This is a genomic window from Thermococcus aciditolerans (assembly GCF_008152015.1).
Classification (GTDB): Archaea; Methanobacteriota_B; Thermococci; order Thermococcales; family Thermococcaceae; genus Thermococcus; species Thermococcus celericrescens.
This window is the reverse complement of record NZ_CP041932.1, coordinates 1,799,794-1,821,823: the sequence shown is the minus strand read 5'-3', so window position 1 is coordinate 1,821,823 and position 22,030 is coordinate 1,799,794. Positions and strand designations below refer to the sequence as shown.

Annotated in this window: 22 protein-coding genes; 13 read left to right on the top strand and 9 right to left on the bottom strand. The window is 56.6% G+C overall.

Annotation, left to right across the window (positions count from 1 at the left end; all coding sequences use genetic code 11):
• The first annotated feature begins 41 nt into the window (after positions 1-41).
• From FPV09_RS09995 to FPV09_RS09970, 6 genes are read left to right on the top strand one after another with little or no spacing between them, the layout of a single operon-like run.
• Complete coding sequence (locus FPV09_RS09995; RefSeq protein WP_148883292.1) at positions 42-842, top strand: hypothetical protein; 801 nt, start codon at positions 42-44, stop codon at positions 840-842.
• Complete coding sequence (locus tag FPV09_RS09990) at positions 839-1,417, top strand: AAA family ATPase (protein ID WP_058938810.1); 579 nt, start codon at positions 839-841, stop codon at positions 1,415-1,417. The genes FPV09_RS09995 and FPV09_RS09990 overlap by 4 nt, the downstream gene beginning before the upstream one ends.
• A 33-nt stretch (positions 1,418-1,450) precedes the next feature.
• Complete coding sequence (locus FPV09_RS09985; RefSeq protein ID WP_148883291.1) at positions 1,451-1,648, top strand: antitoxin family protein; 198 nt, start codon at positions 1,451-1,453, stop codon at positions 1,646-1,648.
• Positions 1,635-2,096, top strand: a complete 462-nt coding sequence (locus tag FPV09_RS09980) for a type II toxin-antitoxin system VapC family toxin (protein WP_148883290.1) — start codon at positions 1,635-1,637, stop codon at positions 2,094-2,096. The genes FPV09_RS09985 and FPV09_RS09980 overlap by 14 nt, the downstream gene beginning before the upstream one ends.
• 3 nt (positions 2,097-2,099) lie before the next feature.
• Positions 2,100-2,696, top strand: a complete 597-nt coding sequence (locus FPV09_RS09975; RefSeq protein ID WP_148883289.1) for a hypothetical protein — start codon at positions 2,100-2,102, stop codon at positions 2,694-2,696.
• The gene (locus tag FPV09_RS09970; RefSeq protein WP_148883288.1) at positions 2,693-3,259 is read left to right on the top strand and encodes a metal-dependent hydrolase; all 567 of its coding nucleotides are present in this window, start codon (positions 2,693-2,695) and stop codon (positions 3,257-3,259) included. The genes FPV09_RS09975 and FPV09_RS09970 overlap by 4 nt, the downstream gene beginning before the upstream one ends.
• Positions 3,260-3,276: 17 nt before the next feature.
• On the opposite strand, the gene FPV09_RS09965 is transcribed toward FPV09_RS09970, so the two are convergent.
• Both FPV09_RS09965 and glmM read right to left on the bottom strand, forming a co-directional pair.
• The gene (locus FPV09_RS09965; RefSeq protein WP_148883287.1) at positions 3,277-4,356 is read right to left on the bottom strand and encodes a hypothetical protein; all 1,080 of its coding nucleotides are present in this window, start codon (positions 4,354-4,356) and stop codon (positions 3,277-3,279) included.
• A gap of 50 nt (positions 4,357-4,406) precedes the next feature.
• On the bottom strand, positions 4,407-5,756 hold the full coding sequence (gene glmM / locus FPV09_RS09960) for a phosphoglucosamine mutase (RefSeq protein WP_148883286.1): 1,350 nt from the start codon (positions 5,754-5,756) through the stop codon (positions 4,407-4,409).
• 52 nt (positions 5,757-5,808) lie between these two features.
• Between glmM and FPV09_RS09955 the strand changes: the two genes are divergently transcribed.
• Positions 5,809-6,228, top strand: a complete 420-nt coding sequence (locus FPV09_RS09955; RefSeq protein ID WP_168194756.1) for a hypothetical protein — start codon at positions 5,809-5,811, stop codon at positions 6,226-6,228.
• A 13-nt stretch (positions 6,229-6,241) separates the two neighbouring features.
• On the opposite strand, the gene FPV09_RS09950 is transcribed toward FPV09_RS09955, so the two are convergent.
• The 4 genes from FPV09_RS09950 to FPV09_RS09935 form a co-directional block, all read right to left on the bottom strand.
• On the bottom strand, positions 6,242-6,628 hold the full coding sequence (locus tag FPV09_RS09950) for a hypothetical protein (protein ID WP_148883284.1): 387 nt from the start codon (positions 6,626-6,628) through the stop codon (positions 6,242-6,244).
• 4 nt (positions 6,629-6,632) lie between these two features.
• Positions 6,633-7,310 carry a hypothetical protein gene (locus FPV09_RS09945; protein WP_148883283.1) on the bottom strand — a complete coding sequence of 226 codons (678 nt, stop codon included), beginning with the start codon at positions 7,308-7,310 and terminating at the stop codon, positions 6,633-6,635.
• Positions 7,307-8,842: a hypothetical protein gene (locus tag FPV09_RS09940; protein ID WP_148883282.1), complete on the bottom strand. Its 1,536-nt coding sequence runs from the start codon at positions 8,840-8,842 to the stop codon at positions 7,307-7,309. Before FPV09_RS09940 ends, FPV09_RS09945 begins: the two co-directional genes overlap by 4 nt.
• A gap of 176 nt (positions 8,843-9,018) precedes the next feature.
• Positions 9,019-9,801: a BtpA/SgcQ family protein gene (locus tag FPV09_RS09935; protein ID WP_148883281.1), complete on the bottom strand. Its 783-nt coding sequence runs from the start codon at positions 9,799-9,801 to the stop codon at positions 9,019-9,021.
• 114 nt (positions 9,802-9,915) lie between these two features.
• Here FPV09_RS09935 and FPV09_RS09930 point away from each other — a divergent pair, with 114 nt between their 5' ends.
• The 6 genes from FPV09_RS09930 to FPV09_RS09905 are packed head-to-tail and all read left to right on the top strand — an operon-like array spanning position 9,916 to position 17,790.
• Positions 9,916-13,137 carry a transglutaminase domain-containing protein gene (locus tag FPV09_RS09930; RefSeq protein WP_148883280.1) on the top strand — a complete coding sequence of 1,074 codons (3,222 nt, stop codon included), beginning with the start codon at positions 9,916-9,918 and terminating at the stop codon, positions 13,135-13,137.
• Positions 13,130-14,122, top strand: a complete 993-nt coding sequence (locus FPV09_RS09925; protein WP_148883279.1) for a hypothetical protein — start codon at positions 13,130-13,132, stop codon at positions 14,120-14,122. The genes FPV09_RS09930 and FPV09_RS09925 overlap by 8 nt, the downstream gene beginning before the upstream one ends.
• The gene (locus FPV09_RS09920) at positions 14,119-15,093 is read left to right on the top strand and encodes an AAA family ATPase (protein WP_148883278.1); all 975 of its coding nucleotides are present in this window, start codon (positions 14,119-14,121) and stop codon (positions 15,091-15,093) included. The genes FPV09_RS09925 and FPV09_RS09920 overlap by 4 nt, the downstream gene beginning before the upstream one ends.
• Complete coding sequence (locus FPV09_RS09915; protein ID WP_148883277.1) at positions 15,090-16,343, top strand: DUF58 domain-containing protein; 1,254 nt, start codon at positions 15,090-15,092, stop codon at positions 16,341-16,343. Before FPV09_RS09920 ends, FPV09_RS09915 begins: the two co-directional genes overlap by 4 nt.
• A complete protein-coding gene (locus FPV09_RS09910) occupies positions 16,340-17,206 on the top strand; it encodes a hypothetical protein (RefSeq protein WP_148883276.1) in 867 nt (288 codons plus the stop codon). The genes FPV09_RS09915 and FPV09_RS09910 overlap by 4 nt, the downstream gene beginning before the upstream one ends.
• A gap of 5 nt (positions 17,207-17,211) precedes the next feature.
• A complete protein-coding gene (locus FPV09_RS09905) occupies positions 17,212-17,790 on the top strand; it encodes a PH domain-containing protein (RefSeq protein ID WP_210411186.1) in 579 nt (192 codons plus the stop codon).
• Here FPV09_RS09905 and FPV09_RS09900 read toward each other — a convergent pair.
• The 3 genes from FPV09_RS09900 to FPV09_RS09890 form a co-directional block, all read right to left on the bottom strand.
• Positions 17,787-19,955 carry an alpha-amylase family glycosyl hydrolase gene (locus tag FPV09_RS09900; protein ID WP_148883274.1) on the bottom strand — a complete coding sequence of 723 codons (2,169 nt, stop codon included), beginning with the start codon at positions 19,953-19,955 and terminating at the stop codon, positions 17,787-17,789. The genes FPV09_RS09905 and FPV09_RS09900 overlap by 4 nt on opposite strands.
• Before the next feature lie 45 nt (positions 19,956-20,000).
• Entirely contained in the window at positions 20,001-20,663 is a 663-nt protein-coding gene (locus tag FPV09_RS09895) for a DUF257 family protein (protein WP_148883273.1), read from the bottom strand.
• Between the two features lie 64 nt (positions 20,664-20,727).
• Positions 20,728-22,017, bottom strand: a complete 1,290-nt coding sequence (locus FPV09_RS09890) for a TldD/PmbA family protein (protein ID WP_148883272.1) — start codon at positions 22,015-22,017, stop codon at positions 20,728-20,730.
• Between the last annotated feature and the right edge of the window lie 13 nt (positions 22,018-22,030).

Genomic DNA, 22,030 nt, shown 5'->3' with positions numbered 1-22,030 from the left:
GAACCTTAAAAGTCCACCCTTTGAGGTAGGAGGGAAGAACCATGTTCACGGTCGGGGAGATATCAAAGCTGGTCAGAGATATAAGGCGCGAGAACGGCTTTCCGGAGAGCCCGTTCAGGATAGACGAGGTTCGCTACGACCCCGAGGGCGACAAGCTCTTCATAATCGCCCACGACAGGACAGACAAGAGCGTCGTCATAGGCAACAGCTTCGTCATCGGAAAGCTCCGCGAGAGGCTCGGAGTTAAACAGCTGACCGTTTACTCAAACCTCGACCTAGAGATAAAGCGGAGGAAGCTCGAGGAAGCCGAAAAACTCGTTGAGGGAACGGAGCTTGAATTCCTCCTTCCGATAATCGAGGCGGAGAAGAGGTTCCCCCCACGAAAGTGGCCGGATGTCAGAGGGAACTTCAAAACGCTCGTCTTCATGAGCTTCAACGCGAAAGCCCTGCTCGGCTTTGCTGAAAGGCTGAACCTTCCCCACGAGGCCGTTGGAATCAGGTACGCGTTCCCAAGGCTGAAGTACGAGCCGATAGAGGCCGGGCCGGAGGAGCTGTTCTTTCCGGACGAAGGAAAACTGGTCGCCCTCGCGGAGGATCGTGGGGCAAAGCTCGTTCTGGCGGATTTTCCCTTCGGTCTAAGATTCGAGAAGGAAATCGCCCTCCTCAACCCCTTCCGGCTGCTGCACATAGGCTTCTTCGAGCTGAAGTACCTCTTCGGCTTTGAGAGGCCCGTAGTGTACGACAAAAAAGCCTTAATTCGGTTCATCACAGACTTAACCTACGAGGGACTTATGGAATCGACCGACGGGGCCAATCTAATCTGGAGGATGTGGAGAAAATGATAGTCGGTGTCGTTGGAAAGATCGCCGCCGGAAAGACGACGGTTGCGGAGTTCTTCGAGGAGAAGGGATTCTGCAGGGTTTCCTGCAGCGACCCGCTGATAGACCTGCTCACCCACAACGTCTCGGACTACTCGTGGATTCCCGAGCTGCCGGAGAAGGCCGAGCCGACACGGGACAGACTCATAGAGTTCGGGAAGTACCTCAAGGAAACCTACGGCGAGGACATACTCATAAGGCTCGCCGTTGACAAGATGAGGCACTGTAAGAACATCGTCATAGACGGCGTCCGCTCCGAGGGGGAGATAAAGGCCGTCAAGAGGCTCGGCGGAAAGGTCATCTACGTCGAGGCAAGGCCGGAGGTAAGGTTCGAGCGCCTGATGAGGAGGAAGGCGAGCAAGGACAAGGGCATCAAGAGCTTCGAGGACTTCAAGGCCATGGACGACGCCGAGGAGCGCTTATACCGCACGAGCGAGCTGAAGGGTTTAGCTGACTACGTGATAACCAACGAGGGAACGCTGGAGGGGCTGAGGGAGAAGGTCGAGGGGATAATTGAAGAAATCACAGGGAAGGTTTAAAGGAAGTTTCACCAAAGGATATTGGGTGGAACCATGGAGGAGATCATAGAGGCCGTGTACGAGAACGGCGTTCTGAAGCCTCTGAAAAAGCCCCATCTGCGCGATCATGCAAAGGTGAGGATAAAAATCATCGAGACAGACTTAGATGAACTCCTTGACTCAATGGTCATCAGAAAGGTTGGAAAAATCGACTACAAGCGCCTGAAGGAGGCGTACTATGAGTCGTTCTGAGGTCTTTGTGGATTCATCGGTTTTCGTTGGTCTGCACCTTGGGGATCCAAGGGCAAAGGCGCTCGTCAAGAAAGCCATAGATGAAGGACATATTCTGGTCACGAACCCGGTAGTGTTTTCAGAGACAGTTTACAAGGTCATGTTTACCCTTGCCATTCAGGACGGCCTTAAAGGGGCCTATGACCTCAAAAAGCATTTGAAAGAATACACTTTTGTGTATGGGAGGGTCAAGACAGCGCTTGAGGAACTCAGCGAGGCAGGTTTTTTGAAAATCGTCCCCATAAGCGAAAACATGATAAAGTTCGCATCCCAGCTTGGAGAGGACTACGAACTCCTACCAAACGATTCTCTCATCGCCGCGACGTGCAAAGAGCGTGGAATTGAGCTGATTCTGACGTTTGACTCCGACTTCGAGAGGATTCCCTTTCTGAAAACCTTCGAGGGATGAACCATGAAGCTCCTCATCATTGCCCCCTGTCTCCTAAGCCCATTCTACGTCTACCGCGGGGCCAAAGGGAAGGAGTACAAGACGGCGAGGCTCCTGAGGGAGCTGATTGGAGAGCTCGGCGAGGACTGGCAGGTTTTAGCCTATCCGTGCCCCGAATACGAGCTGATGGGCTGGCCGAGGGCACCGGCGAGCAGAGAAGTTTACGAGAGGCTCGGCATGCGCGAGAGGGCCAAGATAATAGCCGACTTCATCGGAAGGGTTCTGACCGAGGAAAAGCCCGAGAAGGTCGTCTTCGTTGGGGTCAAAGGCTCCCCGACCTGTGGGGTCTTCCACACGAGTTCGAGCGATCCGGAAAGCTATCCATATTCCGCCATGCAGGAGTTCTTCTACCTGAGCAAGGAGGAGAGACTCAGCCGTTCGAAGGAGATAGTGGGGGAGCAGGGCTTCAAGCTCGTGAAGATGCCCGGGATACTCTTCGAGATACTCATGGCGCGGTTTCCGGAGGGAACTTACATCGAGTTCGACAAGGACGATATTGAAGGGAGCATGGAAAGGGTTAAATCGGCTCTCGCCGAATTGGGGCCAGATGATGCAGCATGATGTGGTACACGCACGTGGTTTTTGGGGTCCTCTTCTACCTGATAGCGGTTCTCTTCGGCGCGCCGATGAACTTTCTGGACATCGGCATGGCCGCCTTCGGGGCTTTAACGCCAGACATAGACCACCCCAAGTCCTACATCTCGACCAAGCTACCCGGCGGAACAGTTATGCCCAGGTTCGTGGAGCACAGGGGCGCGACCCACACGATAGAGGCGGCTTTTTTAATAACCGCCCTCGTTGGCGGCCTGGCATACTGGATAACTGGCAGCTACTGGCCGGCGGTGGCGTTCTTTATCGGTTACATCTCCCACCTCTTCGCCGACACGCTGACGATTTCGGGCATCAAGTGGAGTCGCTTTTCAAAATTCCACCCGAAGGGAAAGATAAGAACTGGAACCAAAGGCGAGGGGCTGGTTCTGATACTGGTGACCTTCACCACGGTGATGCTCTTCGCCTACATCGTCATGCCGGAAGAAACGAGCAAAAACCTCGGCTGGGCCATGCTGATAGCCCTGATGGCGACCTTCGCGATAATAGGGAAGAAGCTGAAGAGACTGAAGTGAGTAAAAACATATCCAAACTAACAAAATCTCCGGCGCAGTTCGTTATCAATTCTCCTCACTGGATTCCTAATACAGCCTTTAATCCATAATCCAAATTTCTTAAAAAGCCCCCAGAATTTTACAATAGTATTTTTGAACAACCAAGAGACCATACACCTAAGACCACTTTTCTCTTTACTACTATCCCCTCCTCTATATTGATTAGTCCGTTGAGCATATAACCCACTTTCAACAATTTGGAGAGTTTCTATCTCATCCCATGGGATCAAGAAGTAGTTTCCCTGCTTCTCATGGGGTACTGCGTGAGAAATGACCTTTCCAAGCGTGTCTGCTACATCTTGCCCGCCATGAATAACAAGCTTCGCTTTCCGGAGGATGAGAAGCTTATCATCGAGGGGATCGTACAGCTGGCCGAAGAATATGTTGCCTGTTTTGGTTTTCACAAGGAGATGAGGTAGTTTTTCAGCCAAGGGCCTATTACTGTCTGAAACATAAATTTTCCATAATAATGCAGTTCCTATATCGATGATGCTGGAGAACAAGATAGCAGATAATATGGCACCAATACCCGCAACAGCTACGGACAATGAATAAAGGATAGAAGAGGATGTAGGAGAACCAACCGATAAAGACCTTAAAACCACAATTATAAACATCACAATAGAGGCCAGAAATATCCATGTCGATCCATTTAACGCATTTTCCACCTCTTTAGGATTCAATTTTACTTCAGGGATTGAGGCTTTTTTAAGGAGAATAAACAAGAGATTTAAGGAAATCCACCATCCCACAATGACAAAAAATAAGGAGGCTGCCTCTTCACTCCCCGCACTAAATCTTCCAACCACTAACGCAAGGAAAAGTAATCCGTTAACAAAAATTGTAGCACAGAGAAGAGACTCCTTTCTCTTACTTCTAGAGTACTCTAATGCTTGTTCTTTCAATGACTCATACTCTTGTTTCACAACAGAATGAGATAGTAAGTTCGGTTTAAAGAACCTCCGCCTACCTAAACTCCTACCTTGCACTACACTATATCCAAAGCTCAAAGCTCCCACAATTGCACTAAGTACAGTTGCCGCCACTTCCAAACCCATCTCAACTACCCGAAATAAATAAAAAACCAACTACTTAAAAACGTTACTTCTCAAGCCCTCACTATCGCCTCCCTCACCAGCCTCTCCGCCTTTTCCATGAGCTCCTTAGCCTTCTCCTCGGTGTGGGCTTCCAGCGTTATCCTCATTATCGGCTCGGTTCCGCTCGGGCGGAAGAGAATCCACCAGTTGGAGTTCTCTATTCTAACGCCGTCTATGTCTATGAGTCTCTCGTAGTCGAAGCTCCTGAGGGCCTCGTGGGCGATTATCTCCATCGCTCTCGCTTTCTTCTCGTTGGAGCAGGGTATTTTAGCCCTCAAGGTTACGTAGCGCGGAACTTCCTTGGCGAGTTCGCTCAGCGGGCCGAGTTTATCAATCATCTCAAGAACAAGCGCTCCAGCAAAGATGCCATCAGGCGTCAAGTTCCACTCGGGCATTATCCAGGTTCCGCTCGGCTCGCCGCCGAAGACCCCGCCGTGCCTTGCCAGTTCGTCGGCAACGGCAACATCACCAACACGCGTCCTCAGAACTTCGCCGCCCAACGGTCTAACGTAGTCATCGAGGGCAAAGCCGGCATCGACCGTCGTCACGATTTTGCCCTTTCCGAACTTTCTGAGCATGTAGCCGGCTATGAGGCTGAGCATGACCTCGTACTCGATGAAGTTGCCCTCATCGTCCACAACTCCAATCCTGTCGGCGTCGCCGTCGTGGGCTATGCCGACGTCGGCCTTCATGGCCTTTACAGTCTTTGCCAGCGCGGACAGGCTTCTCGCGTTCGGCTCAAGTTCCCTCACGAAGAACCCGCTAGGGTGGGAGTTGAGGCTTATCACGCGGTTGCCCATCTCCCTCTGGAGGTAGGGGCTCAGAATCGAGCCGGCCCCATTGCCGGAGTCGAGAACGACGGTGTAGGAACCGTCCAGGTGAACCATCTCAAGGGCTTTTCTTATGTACTCCTCCCGCGGGTCGGCTTTTCTGAGTGTTCCAATCTCGTTCCAGGGGGCTTTTTTGAAGTTCCCGGACTCCAGAATGGCCTCAAGTCCCTTCTCCATTTCTGGGGTGTAGGCCATTCCGTTGGCCTGCCAGACCTTTATGCCGTTGTACTCGGGCGGGTTGTGGCTTGCCGTGATAGTAACGCCGGCATCGGCACCGTAAAGCTTGATGGCGAAGCCTGTCAGGGGCGTGGGCGCGAGGCCGATGTCTATTACGTCTATTCCAGCCGACAGGAGCCCGCTCACCAGGGCCCTCTTCAGCATTTCGCCGCTCGTCCTCGTATCCATGCCGACGACGACCGTTCCCCCGCCGAGGTAAGTCCCCAGGGCCCTGCCGACGCCTAAGGCTAGCTCCGGGGTTAGCTTTTCGTTGACGACCTCTCGAATCCCGCTGGTTCCAAAGTACTTCCCCATGGGCACCACCTGGCTAAAGGCGTATATACGATGGGCGAATATAATCCTTTGGGTGATGGCCATGGAGGAGAGCTTCCCCTACGCAAGGGCGGCGCTGCTGTTTTCCCTCATAGCCGTCGCGGTACTAACCTTTGCAGGCCTCTACTTCGACGTGAGGATTACTCTGATTTCCCTGCCCCTGCTCGTCTTCCTGGCGGTTATCTTCATAGGCTGGAGCGGCAACCGGTGTCTGAACAAGGGGGAGATGAGGCGGGCCATAGCGGCGACCCTCGTTGCGACGTTCATCGTCCTCGTTCTGGGAAGCGAGTACATCACGATACCCTCCGAGCTCAGGAACTACTTCCTCGGCGTTCTCTCGACGATAATAGGCTTCTACTTCGGCTACCGCGGCAGGGAGACCGAGGAGGAGAGAATGGAGCGTATAATCCGCGGGCTAAGCTCCAACGGAGCCAGAGAAGAAAAGGGAAGTTAGGAGGGACGGTCTTTCACTCTTTTTCCACAAGCTTATAGATGCCGACCGAGACGCTGTAGGAATCGACATTGGCTGGGCTCTTGTAGTCAACCCTCACCTGGAACGGTTGCGTTGAGCCGTAGATGAGCTCGTTGGTCTCGGATTCAGTCAGGACGTTGCCGTTCTCGTCGAGGATGGTTATCTTTTCCACGGTTCCCTCGCCCCCGGCGGTTATCTTGTACTTGCCAGGCTCAAGGACGTGGCTGAGGTAGAAGACGTCCCCGGTAACAGTTTCGCTCTTGACCTCGACCGGAACCTTCGTGTAGGCGGTATCGTAGTAGTACTGCATCCCAAAGACCGCGACTACCCCGATGAGCACGAGCAGGAAAAAGCCCACCATGAGTTTCTTGAGCAGTCCCATTTTCTCACCTCCCTTCAGTTTTAGAAACCGTCACCAGTCCTGGGAGTTCCTCCGAAGTAACCTCCCCGCTCTGGAGCCGTATTATATCCTCGGAGGACATCGAGAGGGTCACCGTCCCGTTCTCGGTTAGGTAGGTTATCGAAACGGTCTCCACCCAGGGAGCGTCCTCCAGGACGACGAAGGCCATCGCGAAGTAGTCCTTCCAGAAGCCTTCCCCATCGGCGAGGTACTCCAGGGTTACTGCAGCGGTCTCGTTGGTGGCACTGACATCAACGATGTTTACGTCAAAGAGGCCGAGGTCGCTCCTGATGCGGAACTCCGGTGTTCTGATGTCCTCGAAGAAAGCGCTCCCGTTCTCTAGAGTGAGTCTTAGAACAGGTTCCCCAAGGTAGTATGCATCGACAATCGTGGCGTTGTTCTCTTCCGCAAGGGTGTACAGCAGTCCGGGAAGGTTTTCGTTAATAGCCGGGGCATCAAACCGGACGTAAACGCTCCCGTTTGCACCTGAAACGCTGACGTTGCCCGGGATCGTTGAGGAGTAGCTTCCTGAGACACCACTACCGTTCCTTTCGCCGCTCAGTCGGTCAACGGTCGAATGAACGTCCTCCGGTGAGAGGTAGCCGTTGACGTAGGCGTAAGCCCCAAGGAGCAGTAGGACTAGAAGGAGGGCCTTCCCCTTCATATCCTTCCCTCCTCGAAGAGCTTGTTCAGGTAGAGCCTTATCCTCGCCTCCTGATCCTTGTAGGGACCCTTGGACTGGGCGTTGAGGGTCTGAACCTTCCTGTCTTGGCTCGTCTCCTCCATGACGTCGTATATCGTATTCCTGATGATGTCCCTGTACTTCATGCCGGCCTTTTTGTAGTACATGGCCCTCTCCGCCGTCTTCCTGAACTCCCAGCCGTAGTCCTGGGCGACCGACTTCTTGACGGCTATTCCCAGGGACTGAACGATGAACTCCACGGGCTTCGTTTCGGGACCCGTGGGAATCGAATTCTTCGCCGGCGAGAGCTTGAGCTCCCTCTCCTCGATGCCGCTCATGTCGTTGTACAGCGACGCGCTCCTCCCGTCAACGTGAAGGTCGAGGGCCGTCTTCCTCACCGCATCCTCCCCCTGGAAGAGCTCGCTGTCCTTGTAGGCCTTGACGTAGTCCTTAAAGAGTCCAAGGGGAGAAACACCGTACTTCTCCAGTAGGCCGTCAAGGGCGTCTATGCTTGAGTCAACCGTCTTGTCGAGGACGTATTTGTTGCCGTAGTACTTCAGCTTGAAGCTCAGGGCCGTCCCTTTGGCCCCTCCGCCCTTGTTGATGACCTTGACCAGCTCACCCTCTGGAGTCTTGATGCGCACCACCTCGATGTTCCCGCCGCTCAGTCCCTCAAGCTTTCCCAGCGTTTCCTCCATCCTGGCCTTTGCCTCCGGGCTGAGCACCACGTTCGGCCTCTCAAAGCCCGAATCACTGTTTTGAGCCTCCCCAGGTCTAGTCGTGGTTGTGGTGGTCACATTTTCCGAGCCTCCAGACGGGGCACCGGGTCCGCTGGTTATGGGTATCGAAACCATGTTTCCAGGAATCGTATTGAGGTAATGGTTGATTAGAGTTGGAAGGGCCGCCTCAACGTCGCAGGAGGAATCGTCGTAGTACCACCCCTTTGCGAGGATAACATACGGCCCCTCCCTGACGATGTACCTAACCGTGACCTGGAGCTGGGAGGACTCATCGGGATGGGCCTCAACCCAGCTCTCGCAGCTCGCTGAGATGCACTCGTAGGTTATGACCTCCCTGAAAACGGCCCACTTGGAGTCAGATGAACCTCCAGTCTCATCCACCGTGTAGCGATAATGAGTTGCCACGTAGGGATTCCCGTCGAGGTCATTTCCCACCTCGTCTCTGTCCTCATAGGAGCGCCAATCCGCCAAGGTCTCCTCGTAATAACTCCTTTCGGCGTTTGTATCCGTGAAGTAACCCATCCAGAGGTCAATGTGGTAGGTGGCGTTGAGCTTGCCCTGATTCCTGCAGACGAAGACGAAGTCGGCGACGCTTGATGCATCGCCGTTTCCCATCATCGTGCCCCACCCTTTTACCTTCAGATTGAGCGAGAGGAGTTCCGAATCGCTTGGGGGCGAGCGCACGTACGGTTCCACAGCCTCACCGTAAGCCAACATGGAACCGAAGAGAAGGCCCGCTACCATGAGCACGATGAAAAGCTTAGGTACCCTCATGCCATCATCTCCAGAACCGCCCGGAACGCGGGCTTTTCCTTTCCAACCATAATTCCACTTCCACTACCACCCATCTCGCGGAAAAGAAAAGCGGGACTGGGTCATACGTTTCAACAAATTACGCGCTCATGAGTAATAAGCCTTTCGGAGAAAAAGGTTCGAAAAAGGAGTCATCCCTAGAGAGCTCCCCGAAGTTTATTCGCCAGCTCGACCAGTTTTCTCGCCCTTTCGAGCGAGACCTCGTTCTCGACCTTTCCATCGCGCTTGATCCACGTGCCCACTATGAAGGCATCGGCGTATTTCCAGAGCTCCGGGAGGTTGTCGTAGGAAGTGCCCGAACCCACCACCACCGGCACCGGCGAGATTCTCTTAGCCAGGGCAAGCTTTTCAACATCGACGGGCGTTCCGGTGGCTTTGCCGCTGATTACAACAGCGTCGGCAAGGCCGCGCTCGACGGTGTCCCTTATCGCGTCCTCGAAGTCGAAGAAGTGGACCGCGTGCTTGACGTGGACATCGGCGAAGACCTTTATTTTGCTCGGGAGGAGCTTCCTCAGCCTTGCCAGCTCGTGGGCGATGCCCTCTATAAGGCCCTGATCGGTGTAAGCTACACCGCTCAGCACGTTCACCCTTATGAAATCCGCCTTCACCGCGTAGGCTATGGAATAAGCGGCTATTCCGTCATTGCGGAGAACGTTTATTCCGAAGGGAAGGCTCACCTCATCGCGGATTGCCTTAGCGACGGCGGTAAATGCTGCAACTGTGGTTTTGTCCACGTACTTCGGGAAGGGAACGTCGCCGAAGTTCTCGACCATTACCGCGTCGAAGCCCGCTTTTTCCAGTGTCTTCGCGTCCCTCAGGGCAGACTCGATCACGTCATCAAAGTTCCCGCCGTAGAGGTAGGAACCGGGGAGCGGTCTCAGATGAACCATGCCTATGAGGGGTTTCCTCTCGAATTCCATACCACCACCAACTCAAAGACGACCCGCCGGTAGTTAAGGGTTTTGGGCAAGAATGTTCAATGTAATACATTAATGCAAAGCCTTATATAACCCGCGGTTGAAGTAAGGAACATCATGGTGAGGCGGAAATACATCGCCTTTCTCACGCTAACACTGCTCTCCCTCCTCCTTGTCTCCATCGTGCTTGGACCAGCCCTCATCGAGGCCCCACCCGGAACCAAGAGCATCGAGGAGATACTCTCTCCGAAGCTTCCGCCCGGAAACGAGACCAACGAAACCGGGCCGCCGGCTGAGGTTCCGGCTTCGCCCCACTTCGTTCTCCTCGTAACGGGAGCGGCCCACACCCACTACCTCAGGCTCAACGTGTACACCGACTACACCGACGGGAGATGGACGACCAGAAACGCCACGAGGGTTCCGAGCGGCGTCATCGCCCCCCCAGAAATAAAAGCCCCCCATCACGCCGAAAGGGACAGAATAACCGTCGTCTCGTTCCTTCCCCTCAGCGGGAACCTCTTCACCTCCCTCTACACGACCCGCGTTGACGGTGCCGGGGCGGAGGTGGTTCCGGAGTACAACCTCTTCAGAACACCCCTGAACGTGACCGCGTACTCCCTCTCAGCGGTGGGCTACACCTTTGACATGCCCTACCTGGTCAACCTCACGGCAGGAAACCAGACGGAGTATCTCTCGGCCCCCAACGACACCCGGCTGGCGGCCCTGGCGGGGAGCATAACGATGGGGGCACGCTCGGACTACTGGAAAGCGCTCAGTATAGTCAGGTACCTAGCCAGCAACTACAGGCACGTGGAAAACGTGACTCCCCCCGAGGGGGCGGACAGGCTGACGTGGTTCCTGTTTGAATCAAAGGCAGGCAGCTCCTACGACTTTGCCTCCGCCTTCGTGGTTCTGGCCAGACTGAACGGCCTTCCCGCGAGGCTCGTCGAGGGAGTTTACATCGATGCAATCCCCCAGACCCAGGTCGTGACCGAAAAGAACAGGCACTTCTGGGCGGAGGTTTACTTCAAGGATGCGGGCTGGCTGGTCTTCGACCCCCTGCACCCCACGGATCAGAACGTGTACATGCCCTTCGAACTGGAGGCACCCGAGGTTCTGATGCCCCTGGAGCCCGGTTCCTCCGGAACGGTTACGATAAAGTTCGAGCGGGTCGCGAGCGGCGGGAACGCGAGCGTTGCCGTGGACGTTCCGGTCCTCGGGAGGATAGTGCTCATCAGGGAGTCCAGGATATACAACCTGACGGTGGGTCCCTTTGAGGAGCCCGGCTACTATCCCGTCATGGTTAGGGCAACGGATATGGAAGGAAACTCGCTGACCAGGATTGTTCCGGTGACTGTCCCGGGAAACGTGAGCGCCCTGCCCGACCCGGTCACGGCGTACCTGCGCAAGAACGATGCACTTACTGTGGAGCTCACCGTGCCAGGCACCGGGGAGGTGGGCCTCAAAACGGAATCCCCGCTGGTGGATTCCTGGTTCTCCATCGAAACCCTGCGGAACGAGACCAAGGTGTACGTCAGGCTAATTCCACCCGACGACTACCCAAACGGCTGGCACATCGAGAACCTCACGGTCATGCGGGGCGCGGATGAATACAAACTCCACCTCCCGGTTTTCGTCATGGAGCGAACCGAAATAAAAGCGGAGGTACCGGAAGCTGTGACCGCTGGAGACTCGTTCGTTATAAACGGAACCGTAGAGGGCAGTGTCACGGGTGAACGACCACGCCGGGGAAGCGTGGCGGCGTTCATAAACGACGGGGAAAGGGATGTCCTGATAGGCTACGCAAACGCATCCAACGGGACCTTCACGCTCCCCGTTAAAATCCCGGTGTACCTCTCTCCCGGGACTAAGCAGGTCTTCATATACTACCTCACTCCCCTCGGATACCCCTACCTCCCCTCCGGGGCCACATTCACGGTCGAAGTCAGGGGGCTGGCCAGATTCTCGATGCCCGGGCTGATCCTGGCCAGACCCGGCAACGTCACGGTCATCGGCAGCCTCCTCAGCGGGGCTGGGAGACCGATAGCCAATGTCAGCATCGAATACTACCTCGATGGAAGGCCCCTCGGAGAGATCACCGCCCTCGCGGACGGCAGGTTCTCCCTGGTTCTCCAGCTCCCCACGATTGAGAGGCACGTGCTGACCGTGAGGTACCCCGGAAGTCCCGTTTACTCCCCGTCCGCCATGAACGTCACGGTGGCGACCGTTGAGCTGGAGGTTCCAGAGAGGATAACCGGAGAAATCGGGGAGCCCATCAGAATCAGCGGAAAGGTCGTTGGGATTGAAGGTGCGGCCCTTCAGGCCTACGTGTTTCCGGGGAAGACATACCCGATAGACGTGATCAACGGAAGCTTTGAGCTGACGATCGAACCCTTCCAGACGGTCGGGGAAAGATCCGTGGAATTCCGCCACGGCACCAGAACCTTGGGGAGAACAACGGTGGCGGTTCTTTCACCGGTGGAAATAGAGCTCCTGACGCCGAGGGCGGAGGGCGAAAAAACCGCGGCGCTGAGGTTCAGGGTCGTTGATTCCGCCAACAATCCGGTAAGCGGGGTTTACCTCAACGTCAGCGTGGACGGCTTCGCGATGCGAGTAATGACCAACGGCTCCGGAACAGCCACCCTCGAAGTTCCTGTGCCGGAGAAGGAAACCAACGCAACGGTGGTTGTTGCTTTCGACGGCTCCTCCTACTACCTGCCCGCGAGCGGGAGGTTCCACGTCGTGATAGCCAGAAGACGGGGAATCCCCTGGACCTACATTGCCATAGCTCTGGTCATCGGCGCACTGATAGTCAGATACCGTCTCGTGAGAAGAAGACCTGAGAAAAAGGGGGCAGAGAAGGTTCTGAAGATTATCTTCAACAACGGCATTCCCGTATTCAGGGAGGGGGAAACGGTGGAGCTGAGCATCGAGTGCGAGGGAAAGGCGGAGCTTTACATTGATGGAAAGCCGGTAGGGAGGGGCAGGGACTTTACCCTGGCCCTGAAAGTTGGGGAACACACCATAGAAGCCCGCTGCGGGGAGCTCATCGAACGTGCGACCGTGAGGATAGTGCCCCGCTACGACGACGCCGTGGTCGATTACTACGAGAGGTGCTTCCTGCCGTGGGCCAGAGGTGTAGGCCTGGACGTCGAAGGGATGACCCCCCGGGAGATAGCCGCGGCCCTGACGGACATGATGTACCCATGGGAGCCCCTAGATACTCTAACGGAGGTCTTCGAGAGGGCCAAGTACAGCACGGTCGAAGTGTCGCGGGGGGAGTTCATCAAATTTTACCGCTCGCTCCTCGAGCTGGTTGGAGGTGGTTGCATTGTTTAAGCTCAACTGGGGACGGATAGGCATTTACTTCGGGGCGGTTGCCCTCATCTATGCCCTTTCACCCTGGGCGGAGCCCCTCAGCGCCATCAAGGAGCCATCGGTAATTTTAGCGCTGTTTATGACCACACGGGAGGTGGCGAAGGGGCTGGGGAGGGAGCTCCTCGCTGGGTTTCTCGTGCCGCTCGGCCTCTCGGCCGCGGCCCTTCTCATCCCGATCCCGGAGTGGCGCCTCCCGCTGGCCCTGATTTCATTCGGCGCGGGGGTTGCACTCACCGCGCCGAATCTGGAGGAACGGGCCAGGGTCGTTAGGGGGGTTGGGGTCTTCCTGGCCCTCTACGGCCTGTCCAGAACGCCCCCGCTGATGGCCTACGGAAGCGTCTTCAGCTACGCCGGGGCCGCATTCCTGCTCGGCTACGCCGCCTCAGAACTCGTCGAGAGGTACCCCTGGGTGGAGGTCATCGAGAGAAACCTGCTTGGAATAGGTGCCCTCGGCAGTGTTTTGGGCCTTTACGTTTCCGTTAGAGGGGAACTCAGCGAGAGCCACCCAGAGCTGGTCTTCTACGGGGAGTGGCTGGTGCTCGTTCTGGGAGTCTTTCTGGCCGGATCGATGGTGTACTCCCACGTGGCGAGGCATGACCCAGAGCGCTACCTCCTCGAGCAGTGGCGGAGGCACGAGGCAAAAACGCTGGAGAGGCTGGGCCCCGAGATGATGGAAGCCAGAAGGGCCGTTGAGGATTTCGTCGTGCGCGGCAGGAGGGGACCGCTGGTGGCGTTCGTAACCTATTACGGTGCGAGGCTCTTCGGGGACAGGGAGGAGTTCGGAGCGCTCATCTCGAAGGTGGCGGATTACGAGGGAAAACCGATCTCCCCCCTCATGCCGCTCTGGATAAGGCGGCGCTATGAGAGGGCCGAGCTTGAGAGGAGAACAAAGATCGTGGAGGAAGTTTTTGAAGGATTGAGGGACCTGATGGGGTGGAAGCCATGACTGAGATTGAGGAAGCCTCCAAGAAGCTTGAAGAGATTGTGGAGAGAATTTCAACTGTCTACATCGGCAACGAGGAAGTCATAAGGAAGACCCTGGCGGCGGCTCTCGTCAACGGGAACGTCCTCTTTGAGGACTACCCCGGCTTGGGGAAGACACTCCTGGCCAAAGCCTTTGGGAGGGTCCTGGGCCTGAAATACACCCGCGTTCAGTTCACCCCGGACCTGCTCCCCGCGGACATACTGGGAACGAAGGTGTGGCGCCAGAACCTTGGAACGTTCGAGCTCATAAAGGGGCCGATCTTCACCCACGTCCTTCTGGCGGACGAGATCAACCGCGCTCCCCCCAAGACCCAGTCCGCGCTGCTCGAGGCAATGGAGGAACGGCAGGTGACCATAGAGGGTGAGACCTTCCCCCTGGAGCGGCCGTTCTTCGTCATCGCAACACAGAACCCGATAGAGTTCGAGGGAACCTACCCCCTCCCCGAGGCCCAGCTCGACAGGTTCCTCCTCAAGTTGCGCGTGGGCTATCCTAAGAGCCTGGAAGATGAGATGGCAATCCTCGAAGCGCGTTTGAGCTGGAGAAAGGACGACCCAACGGCGGACATGGAACCGATGATCGACAGAGAGACGTTCGTAAGAATCCAGGACCTCGTGGAGGAGAGAATTTTCACCAGCAGGGACATCGTGAGGTACATCTCGGAGCTCGTGAGGAACGCCCGGGCGGATTCCAGGGTGGAGGCCGGCTCGAGTCCCAGGGGCGGAATCGCATTGATGAAGGTGGCAAAGGCAAACGCCCTTCTGGAGGGCAGGGACTACGTTCTCCCAGACGATGTCAAGGTCTTCGCCATCGATGCCCTGGCCCACAGGGTCGTCATCAGGGCGGAGTACTCCTTCGAGGGCATCAGGGGCGAGGACGTTATAATGGAAGCCCTGGAAAAGACCCCCGTTCCCAAAGGGGCGGAACGAAGATGAGGAAGAACCTGACGGGCTACCTCCTATGGGCACTCCTCATGGGGACGCTTTTTCTCTCCCCCGGGATGATAGGCCTGGCCACGGTGCCCCTCTCCATCCTGGCCCTCGGGACGCTGATCGAACCGCCGAAGGGCATAACCGTGGTGAGGAGGATATCCCGGAGGGAGGTGCGGATCGGTGAGGAGGTCGAGGTCAGGGTGCGCGTCACGGTCGAACGCGGTATGGGTATAGTGGTCGTCAGGGACCCCCTGCCCGGGAGCGTGGCGCTGACCGGGGGCAGCAGCGTCGGGGTATTCTTCAAGGGGCCCAAGCCACTGCAGGTTGAATACACATACAGGATAAAGCCCGTCCTCAGGGGCGTTTACACCCTGCCCGGGAGCGAGGTGACCACAAGGAGTCCCCTCGGGACCCGCTATCTGTGGGGGCTCTACGGGGAGGAGCTGAGGATAAGGGCCGTTCCCAGGGTGCTGAGAGAGGTATCGGTGATTGAAACCCGGAGAAAGGCCAGAATAAGCGTTCCAGAGACGAGCTACTCCATAAGGGGGCCCATCTCAACGGACTTCAAGGAGATAAGGAACTACCAGACGGGGGATCCGATGAAGCTCATAAACTGGAAGGCGACCGCGAGGATGGGGGAGGTGCTCGTCAACGAGTTCGAGAGGGAAGGAAAGAAGACCGTGCTCTTCATTGTGGACGCCCGGGAGGCGATGAAGATAGGAAAGGAGAGCGAGAGCCCCTACGAACACGCCATGAACCTCGTGGCCTCCATGGCCCACCGCTTCCTGAGAAAGGATTACCACGTGGGGCTCTATCTGCTGGGAGCGGGAAAGTTCATCCCACCTGCCACGGGGCCCAGACAGCTCCACGAAATCGTTAGAACCATGATGAGCTTTGAAAGGGTCCAAACTGGGGAGGAAAGGCTTGACGACGCGGTGGAGAGGCTGAGGAGGATACTCATCCAGTACACCCCCCTTGTGGTCTACGTCTCCAACATCCTGGAGGGAACGTGGGCCGAGACGAGGAGGGGAATGCTCACCGTGAGGGCCATGGGGCGGGGCGGGACGAGGCCGATGGTGATAGACATCTCGGTCTATCCGACCCTCGACCCGGGGGCAGGGACGCTGATGGAGATGGAGAAGAGGGCGATAATGGAGGACCTGGAGAAAACCGGAGCCTACGTCATCCGCTGGCTGCCCGGCGAGGAGGAAACGGGCAGGATAGTAACCAGGCTTCTGGGGGAGATAAGATGAGCCTCACTGCCGCAAAATTCGCGGTTGTTCTCCCCGCGGCGGCTCTGACCGCGCTGGCGTATTCCAGCGTCGCTGGGGTGAGCGGCTACGCACTTCCCGCCGCGCTCGCGGCGATCCTGCTGGGGGTCTTTCTATCCAGCGGCTCCGCCAGCAGGGCCGTCTCCCTCTCGATGACCCTCTACGCAGTCCCATACACGATCGGGGCGTCGCAGTTCCTGCCCGTGGCATTTCCAGAAGCCTACAGGAACCTGGGGGAGGCAATACTGGCCAGCCCGTACTTCTCATCGGCGATCCCGATATTCGCCCTCGTTGCCCTGGGAATCACCGCGGACTACGTGGAGACCGCCGAGGAGTGGGAAAGCGTTCTTAATGAGCTGGGCGGGCAGGAAGTCGGAAAGAGAACGCTGCTCTACGGCCTTCTCTTCCTGCTGGCAGCATTCGTTCTCTCCCTGGCCGTCTTCTGGCTGGGCGGCCGCATGGGAATCTCGGCGGCTGGCTCTCTGCTGCCGCTGATTCTCCTCACGGTGGGGCTGGTCGTCGCATACTCCTCCATCGAGAGCGGGAACCACAGGAGGGTGGTCGTTGCAGTGGAAACCCCCCCGTTCAACGGGAGCGTGGTTATCCAGACCCCAAAAAGGACGCTGACCCTGCCGGTGAGCCGCTCCATGGGCTTCGAGTGGGAGACCGTGAGACTGGAGGCCGAAACGGGGGAGAGACCAAGGAGGGTCCTTCTCAGAACGGAGGAAAAAGAAGAAGCCCTAAGCCCCCTGATTGAAAGCGTCGATCAGGGGACCCTCTTCCTGCTCTACCGGGTGGAAAAAGAGAAGGTTAATATACACCGGCGCCGAAGAATAGGAGGGTGAGAGTAATGGGCAACAACCTTCCAAAGTCCGTTTTGAGACACCTGGAGCCGAATGAGGATGTTCTGTTCACCGTCCGCAAGAAGATAAGCGTGGAGAAGCCGAAGTGGCTCATAGTAACTAACAGGAGGATAATCTACCTCGACGAGAAGATACTCGGGAGGTACGAGATAAAGGCCATACCGTATCAGAAGCTCGAGGAAGTCACCGTTGAGCTGGGAGTCATATCCTCCGAGTTCCTCATAAAGGGCGAGGAGAACATAAGGCTCAAGCTCGGCTGGATGAACAAGGAGCAGGCGAGGAATACAATAAACGCCATAAAGGACGCCCTGAACGCGATAGCCGTCGAGCCCGTGACGATAGAGGTCAAGAAGGGCCTGACCCACGAAACGTGGGTTCTGAAGAAGCCCAAAGAGCTCGTGAGCAGGGTGGTTCCCGGTGGGGCAACCATTCAGCACACGGCGGGGGCTGAGAAGAAGGAAGACCCCCTTGAAAAGCTCAAAAAGCTGAAGGAGCTCTACGACATGGGCGTCATAAGCGCCGAAGAGTACGAGGAAAAGAGAAAGAAGCTTCTTGAGCAGATTTAACCCCTTTTCTTCCAGATTATCAGAGCCGCCCCGAGCAGGAGAAGGGCGGCGAGGAGGTAGGGGAGAGGGTTCTCTCCAATGGGCCTGTGGACTATCGTCGTTGTTGGCATCGCTGGAGCCGTTTCGGTTTCAACGATGGGAGGCTCATCCGTTAGAACCACAACCATGGAGTTCACGAAGCCGTAGAGGGTCACGTTGAGCGGTTCAAGCTCCCCCCATGAAGAGCCCCGGTAGAGCTCCACCGAAAAGGCCGTTCCGTTGGGGAGCGGAGCGACGGTGAAGTAGTAGCCCGTTGAGGACCTGAGCAGGGGTCTTGGCTCGGCCAGCTCCGATAGGTTACCCTTAATCCAGAGCCGCCCGGTGAGGTTTGTGGCGTTGATGGCTATAAGCGCTGGAACATCGTTCCCCGAATAGTAGCGCAGCTTTGCCGGTTCACTGGCCTTTCCCCCGGTTTCGACCACGACGTCGAGCCAGGCATTCTCAGTTTTCACCTCCGGAACCTCCACGAGTATCTCGGTTGAATTCCACGAGAGAACCCTCGCCTCAACGCCGCCGATGGTGACCCTTCCGGAGGAGCCGAAGCCCGCACCTCCAATGAGGATTCTCTGACCGGGCTCTGCGGTGTAGGGAGTTACCGAGCCGATGAGAGGTTCGTTCTGCTCTCCCTCGACGTGGAAGACATAGAAGCTGTTGTGCCGGAGTTCCAGGAAGGCCTTTCCACCGGAGACCCTCATCTCGGCGCCGGTCAGGGCGTCGCGGTAGGTCCCATTCTCCCAGTCCAGGGGAAGCGTGAGGTTCCCAGGCGAGCCCTTGTTCATAACCACGAGGAGCCCGTGGCTTCCAAAGGTTCTCTCAAAGGCCCATACGGAGTAGTTGGCATAAACCGTTCTGAAGTCTCCAAAGGCCAGGGCATCGTTGGTCTTTCTCAGCTCCGCCAGCGTTCTGATTATCCTTGCCGCCTCGGTGGTGTTGTTGAAGACCATCATGGGCCTGTTGTAGGGGTCGCCCTTTCCGTCCCCGCTCACCAGATAGCTCTCGTCGCCGTAGTATATCACCGGAATCCCGGGCAGGGTCATGGTCAGGGCTAAAGCCATGTGGAAGCGCTCGATGGCATCCTTTCGTTTTGCCTCGTTAAGGAAGCGAACCAGGTCGTGGCTGTCGAGGAAGTTCAGCTCCTTATTGGGGTAAACGAAGAGGGAATAGTACTCCTCAAGGGTTCTGGAGAGTGTTTCAAGGCTTCCCACGAAGCCGAGAGTTCTCACGATATCTTCCCTTACGGGTATGTTGAGAACCGGCGAGACGTTGGAGTAGCGGTAGAGCTCGTAGAGGTCGTCCGTTTTATCCGGCGAGAGTGAGTAGTACTCCCCGTAGATGAAGAGCGGGGCTTTGGAGTAGAGGCGCAGATAAAAGGCCTCAAGCCAGCCGAGTTCCATGTGCTTGACGGCGTCGATCCTGAAGCCGCAGGCCCCGGAGTTAACGAAGAGGAGCGCACCCTCGGTGAGGTATGAATCGACCCACGGATCGAGCTGGTTGAAGTCGGCCAAGCCAAAGAGGTTGGCATACTTGAGGGGAATCCCGGCCCAGGTGAATATGTTGCCGTTGTGGTGGTACACGTTCTTCCTGATTCCTGTGTACGGGTTTACCGTAGCGTTCTTGGTGTCCCGATAGTAGTCGGTTACAAAGGTGCCGTTGTCGTAGAGGGAGCCGAACTCACCGTCCGTTGATGGGTTTGAGTGGTTGGGGACGTAGTCGACGATTACGCATATACCCCTCTTTTCGGCCTCCTTCACGAGCCTCCTGAAGTCTCTCCAGGTTCCAAAGTGCTCCTCGATGCGTTTATAATCGCGCGTCCAGTAGCCGTGGTAGGGGGCAGAGCCGTGTGCCATTCTGTTTATGTTGTCGTTGAGCGGAGAGACCCATATCATTGAGACACCGAGGCTCTGGATGTAGTCCAGCCTCTCGGTGAGGCCTTCCAGGTCACCGCCCCAGTAGAGGCGGTAGTTGCTCTTTGATGGATCGTAGAAGGGCCCGTTGTTGCTCTGGTTCCCATCATAAAATCTGTCAACCATCACCTGGTAGACAACGTTTCGCTCGGGTACCGCATGGGCCCCTGCTGGAGGCAGTACCAGAAGCAGCATCAAAATCACGGCCAGGGCTGCCCTCATTATATCACCAAAAGTGATAAGGAAGGGGGTTTAAAAATCTTAACACTACGGTCTTGATATGTCCCTGAAGCCCAGGGAAACCGTGGAGCCCATTATAGAACTGTTCGCGGCCTTGACAACCCGGAGTCGGTACTTGCCGCCCTCGAAATCCCACCGGAGCACCGTGCTGGCAGTTTCCTCAAAGAAAGAGAGCAGCTCCGGGGAGTACCTCTCCATGATGTCCAAGTTGAGGAAGTACAGCGCCACGCGGCTCTTCTTCCCGACGAAGGTCGAGATGTTGCGGATCAGCTGTATAACCTCGTGCCGATCAAGGGCGATAAAGAGCTTGTGGATTCCAAGGACCGGATTGAAAACAACCTCCTCGGGGACTATCTTCTTGTAGATCTCATTGTAATACCTAAAATCGAGGAAGTACTTATCCACCTCCACCCTCCCGAAGACGCTTCCGATGTCCCTGCTACCTCCAATCTTTATAACCGGGACATTCCTGAGGCCCTCAAGCTCCAGCCCCATGAGGTCCAGGCGGATGACGCTCTCCGCGAAGGCATCGGAGATATCGTCGATCAGGAGCGGTGTCCCCCGGGCCCTGCACCTGCGGCAGACCAGGTAGAGGAGGAGTTCAGGGGAGGAAACCGCACTGTACTCAATAAGGACTGTCTCACCGGGTCTAAGTCCGAAAAGAATCGAGTCCACAGCGTGAGCGGCCATTGTGACATCACCGGATACATTTTACAATGGCAAAGTATAAAAGGTTACCGCGGCGGCCGCTGTTTCACACTATTCTAGCCACCGTCAGGACTCTCGGAGAGACGAAGGATCCCCTGCGAACCGTCTCCCGCCCAACGGCGAGGATTGACCGCAGAACCTCGAAGGCGTTTCCTACAAGCATGTTGTCCCTGAAGGGCTGAAGCTCCCCGTTCCTCACGACGTACCCCAGCTCAACCGTCAGGGAGAAGTCGCCGCTGACAGGGTTGGCGGTGTGCTCGCCGAAGACCTTCTTAACCACAACCCCCTCGAAGTCGCGGAGGCTCTCCCCTCCTGGCTTGACCAGCAGGTTGCTCGTCCCTATGTGGGGCATGGTTCTGAAGTCCCGAACCGCGTTGCCCGTGCTCTCCATGCCCAGAAACGAAGCGTACGTGTGGTCAAGAAGGAAGGACTTCAGCACACCATCCTCAACGAGAACCGTCCTTCTGGAAGGAGTCCCCTCACCGTCGAAGGAGTAGCTCCCAGGGAAGCCCTCGATGGAGGGGTCGTCGATGAGGGTAAGCTCTCCGGCGGTCGCAGGCTCACCGGGCCGCGAGAGTCTGCTCCTGCCGAAGTAAACGCTGTCGCCGTAGAGGTTCTCGAGCAGAATCCCTAGGATCGCCCCAAATGCCTCGGGCTCAAGAACCAGCGCGCCGGAGTATCCCCCAAGCTTTCTGGCGGCGCCGCTCAGCTCCGCCTCCTCGATGGCAAGAGTTATAGCCCGCTCAAGCTCCTCAAATGGCTGAAGCGAGCGGTACGACTGATAGTATGAGCCGGTTCCCGTTCTCCCGCCGCCCTTGACCGCGTAGGCGGAAACGCTCATTCCAGTGGAGCGCTCCTCGAGGAAAACACCGTTCGAGTTCGCAACGCCGTAGGTGTTGACGCCGAAAGCCAGCGAGCCGGAGATGGTAATTCCCTCGCCCTTAAGCTCCGCCATCCTGGACGCAAAGTCGCCCGCGAGGGCGTAGGCGTCTTCAAAGGGAATCTCGTCGATGAGCCTGTCGTAGAGTCCACCGACGGGGCGCGGCTTTCCCCCGGAGGGGAACCCCGCGAAGGGCACCTCACTTATCCTCGCGAGCTTTATCGTTCTTTTCACAAAATTTTCAAGCGTTTCGCGGTCGTGGGCTAGTCCCGTGATGTAGGAGAAACCGAGTTTGCCCCTGTAGCCGATGCGGAGGCCTATCCCTGAATGGAACTTTCTCTGGGAGCGCTCCAGTCTCTCGCGCTCTATCCTAAAGGAGCCTCCCCTGCCCCTCTCCCAGTAAAGCTCCCACTCCACGTTCTCGCGCTCGAGGATTCCAATAAGTTCATCTATCATCGGTTCACCGGGG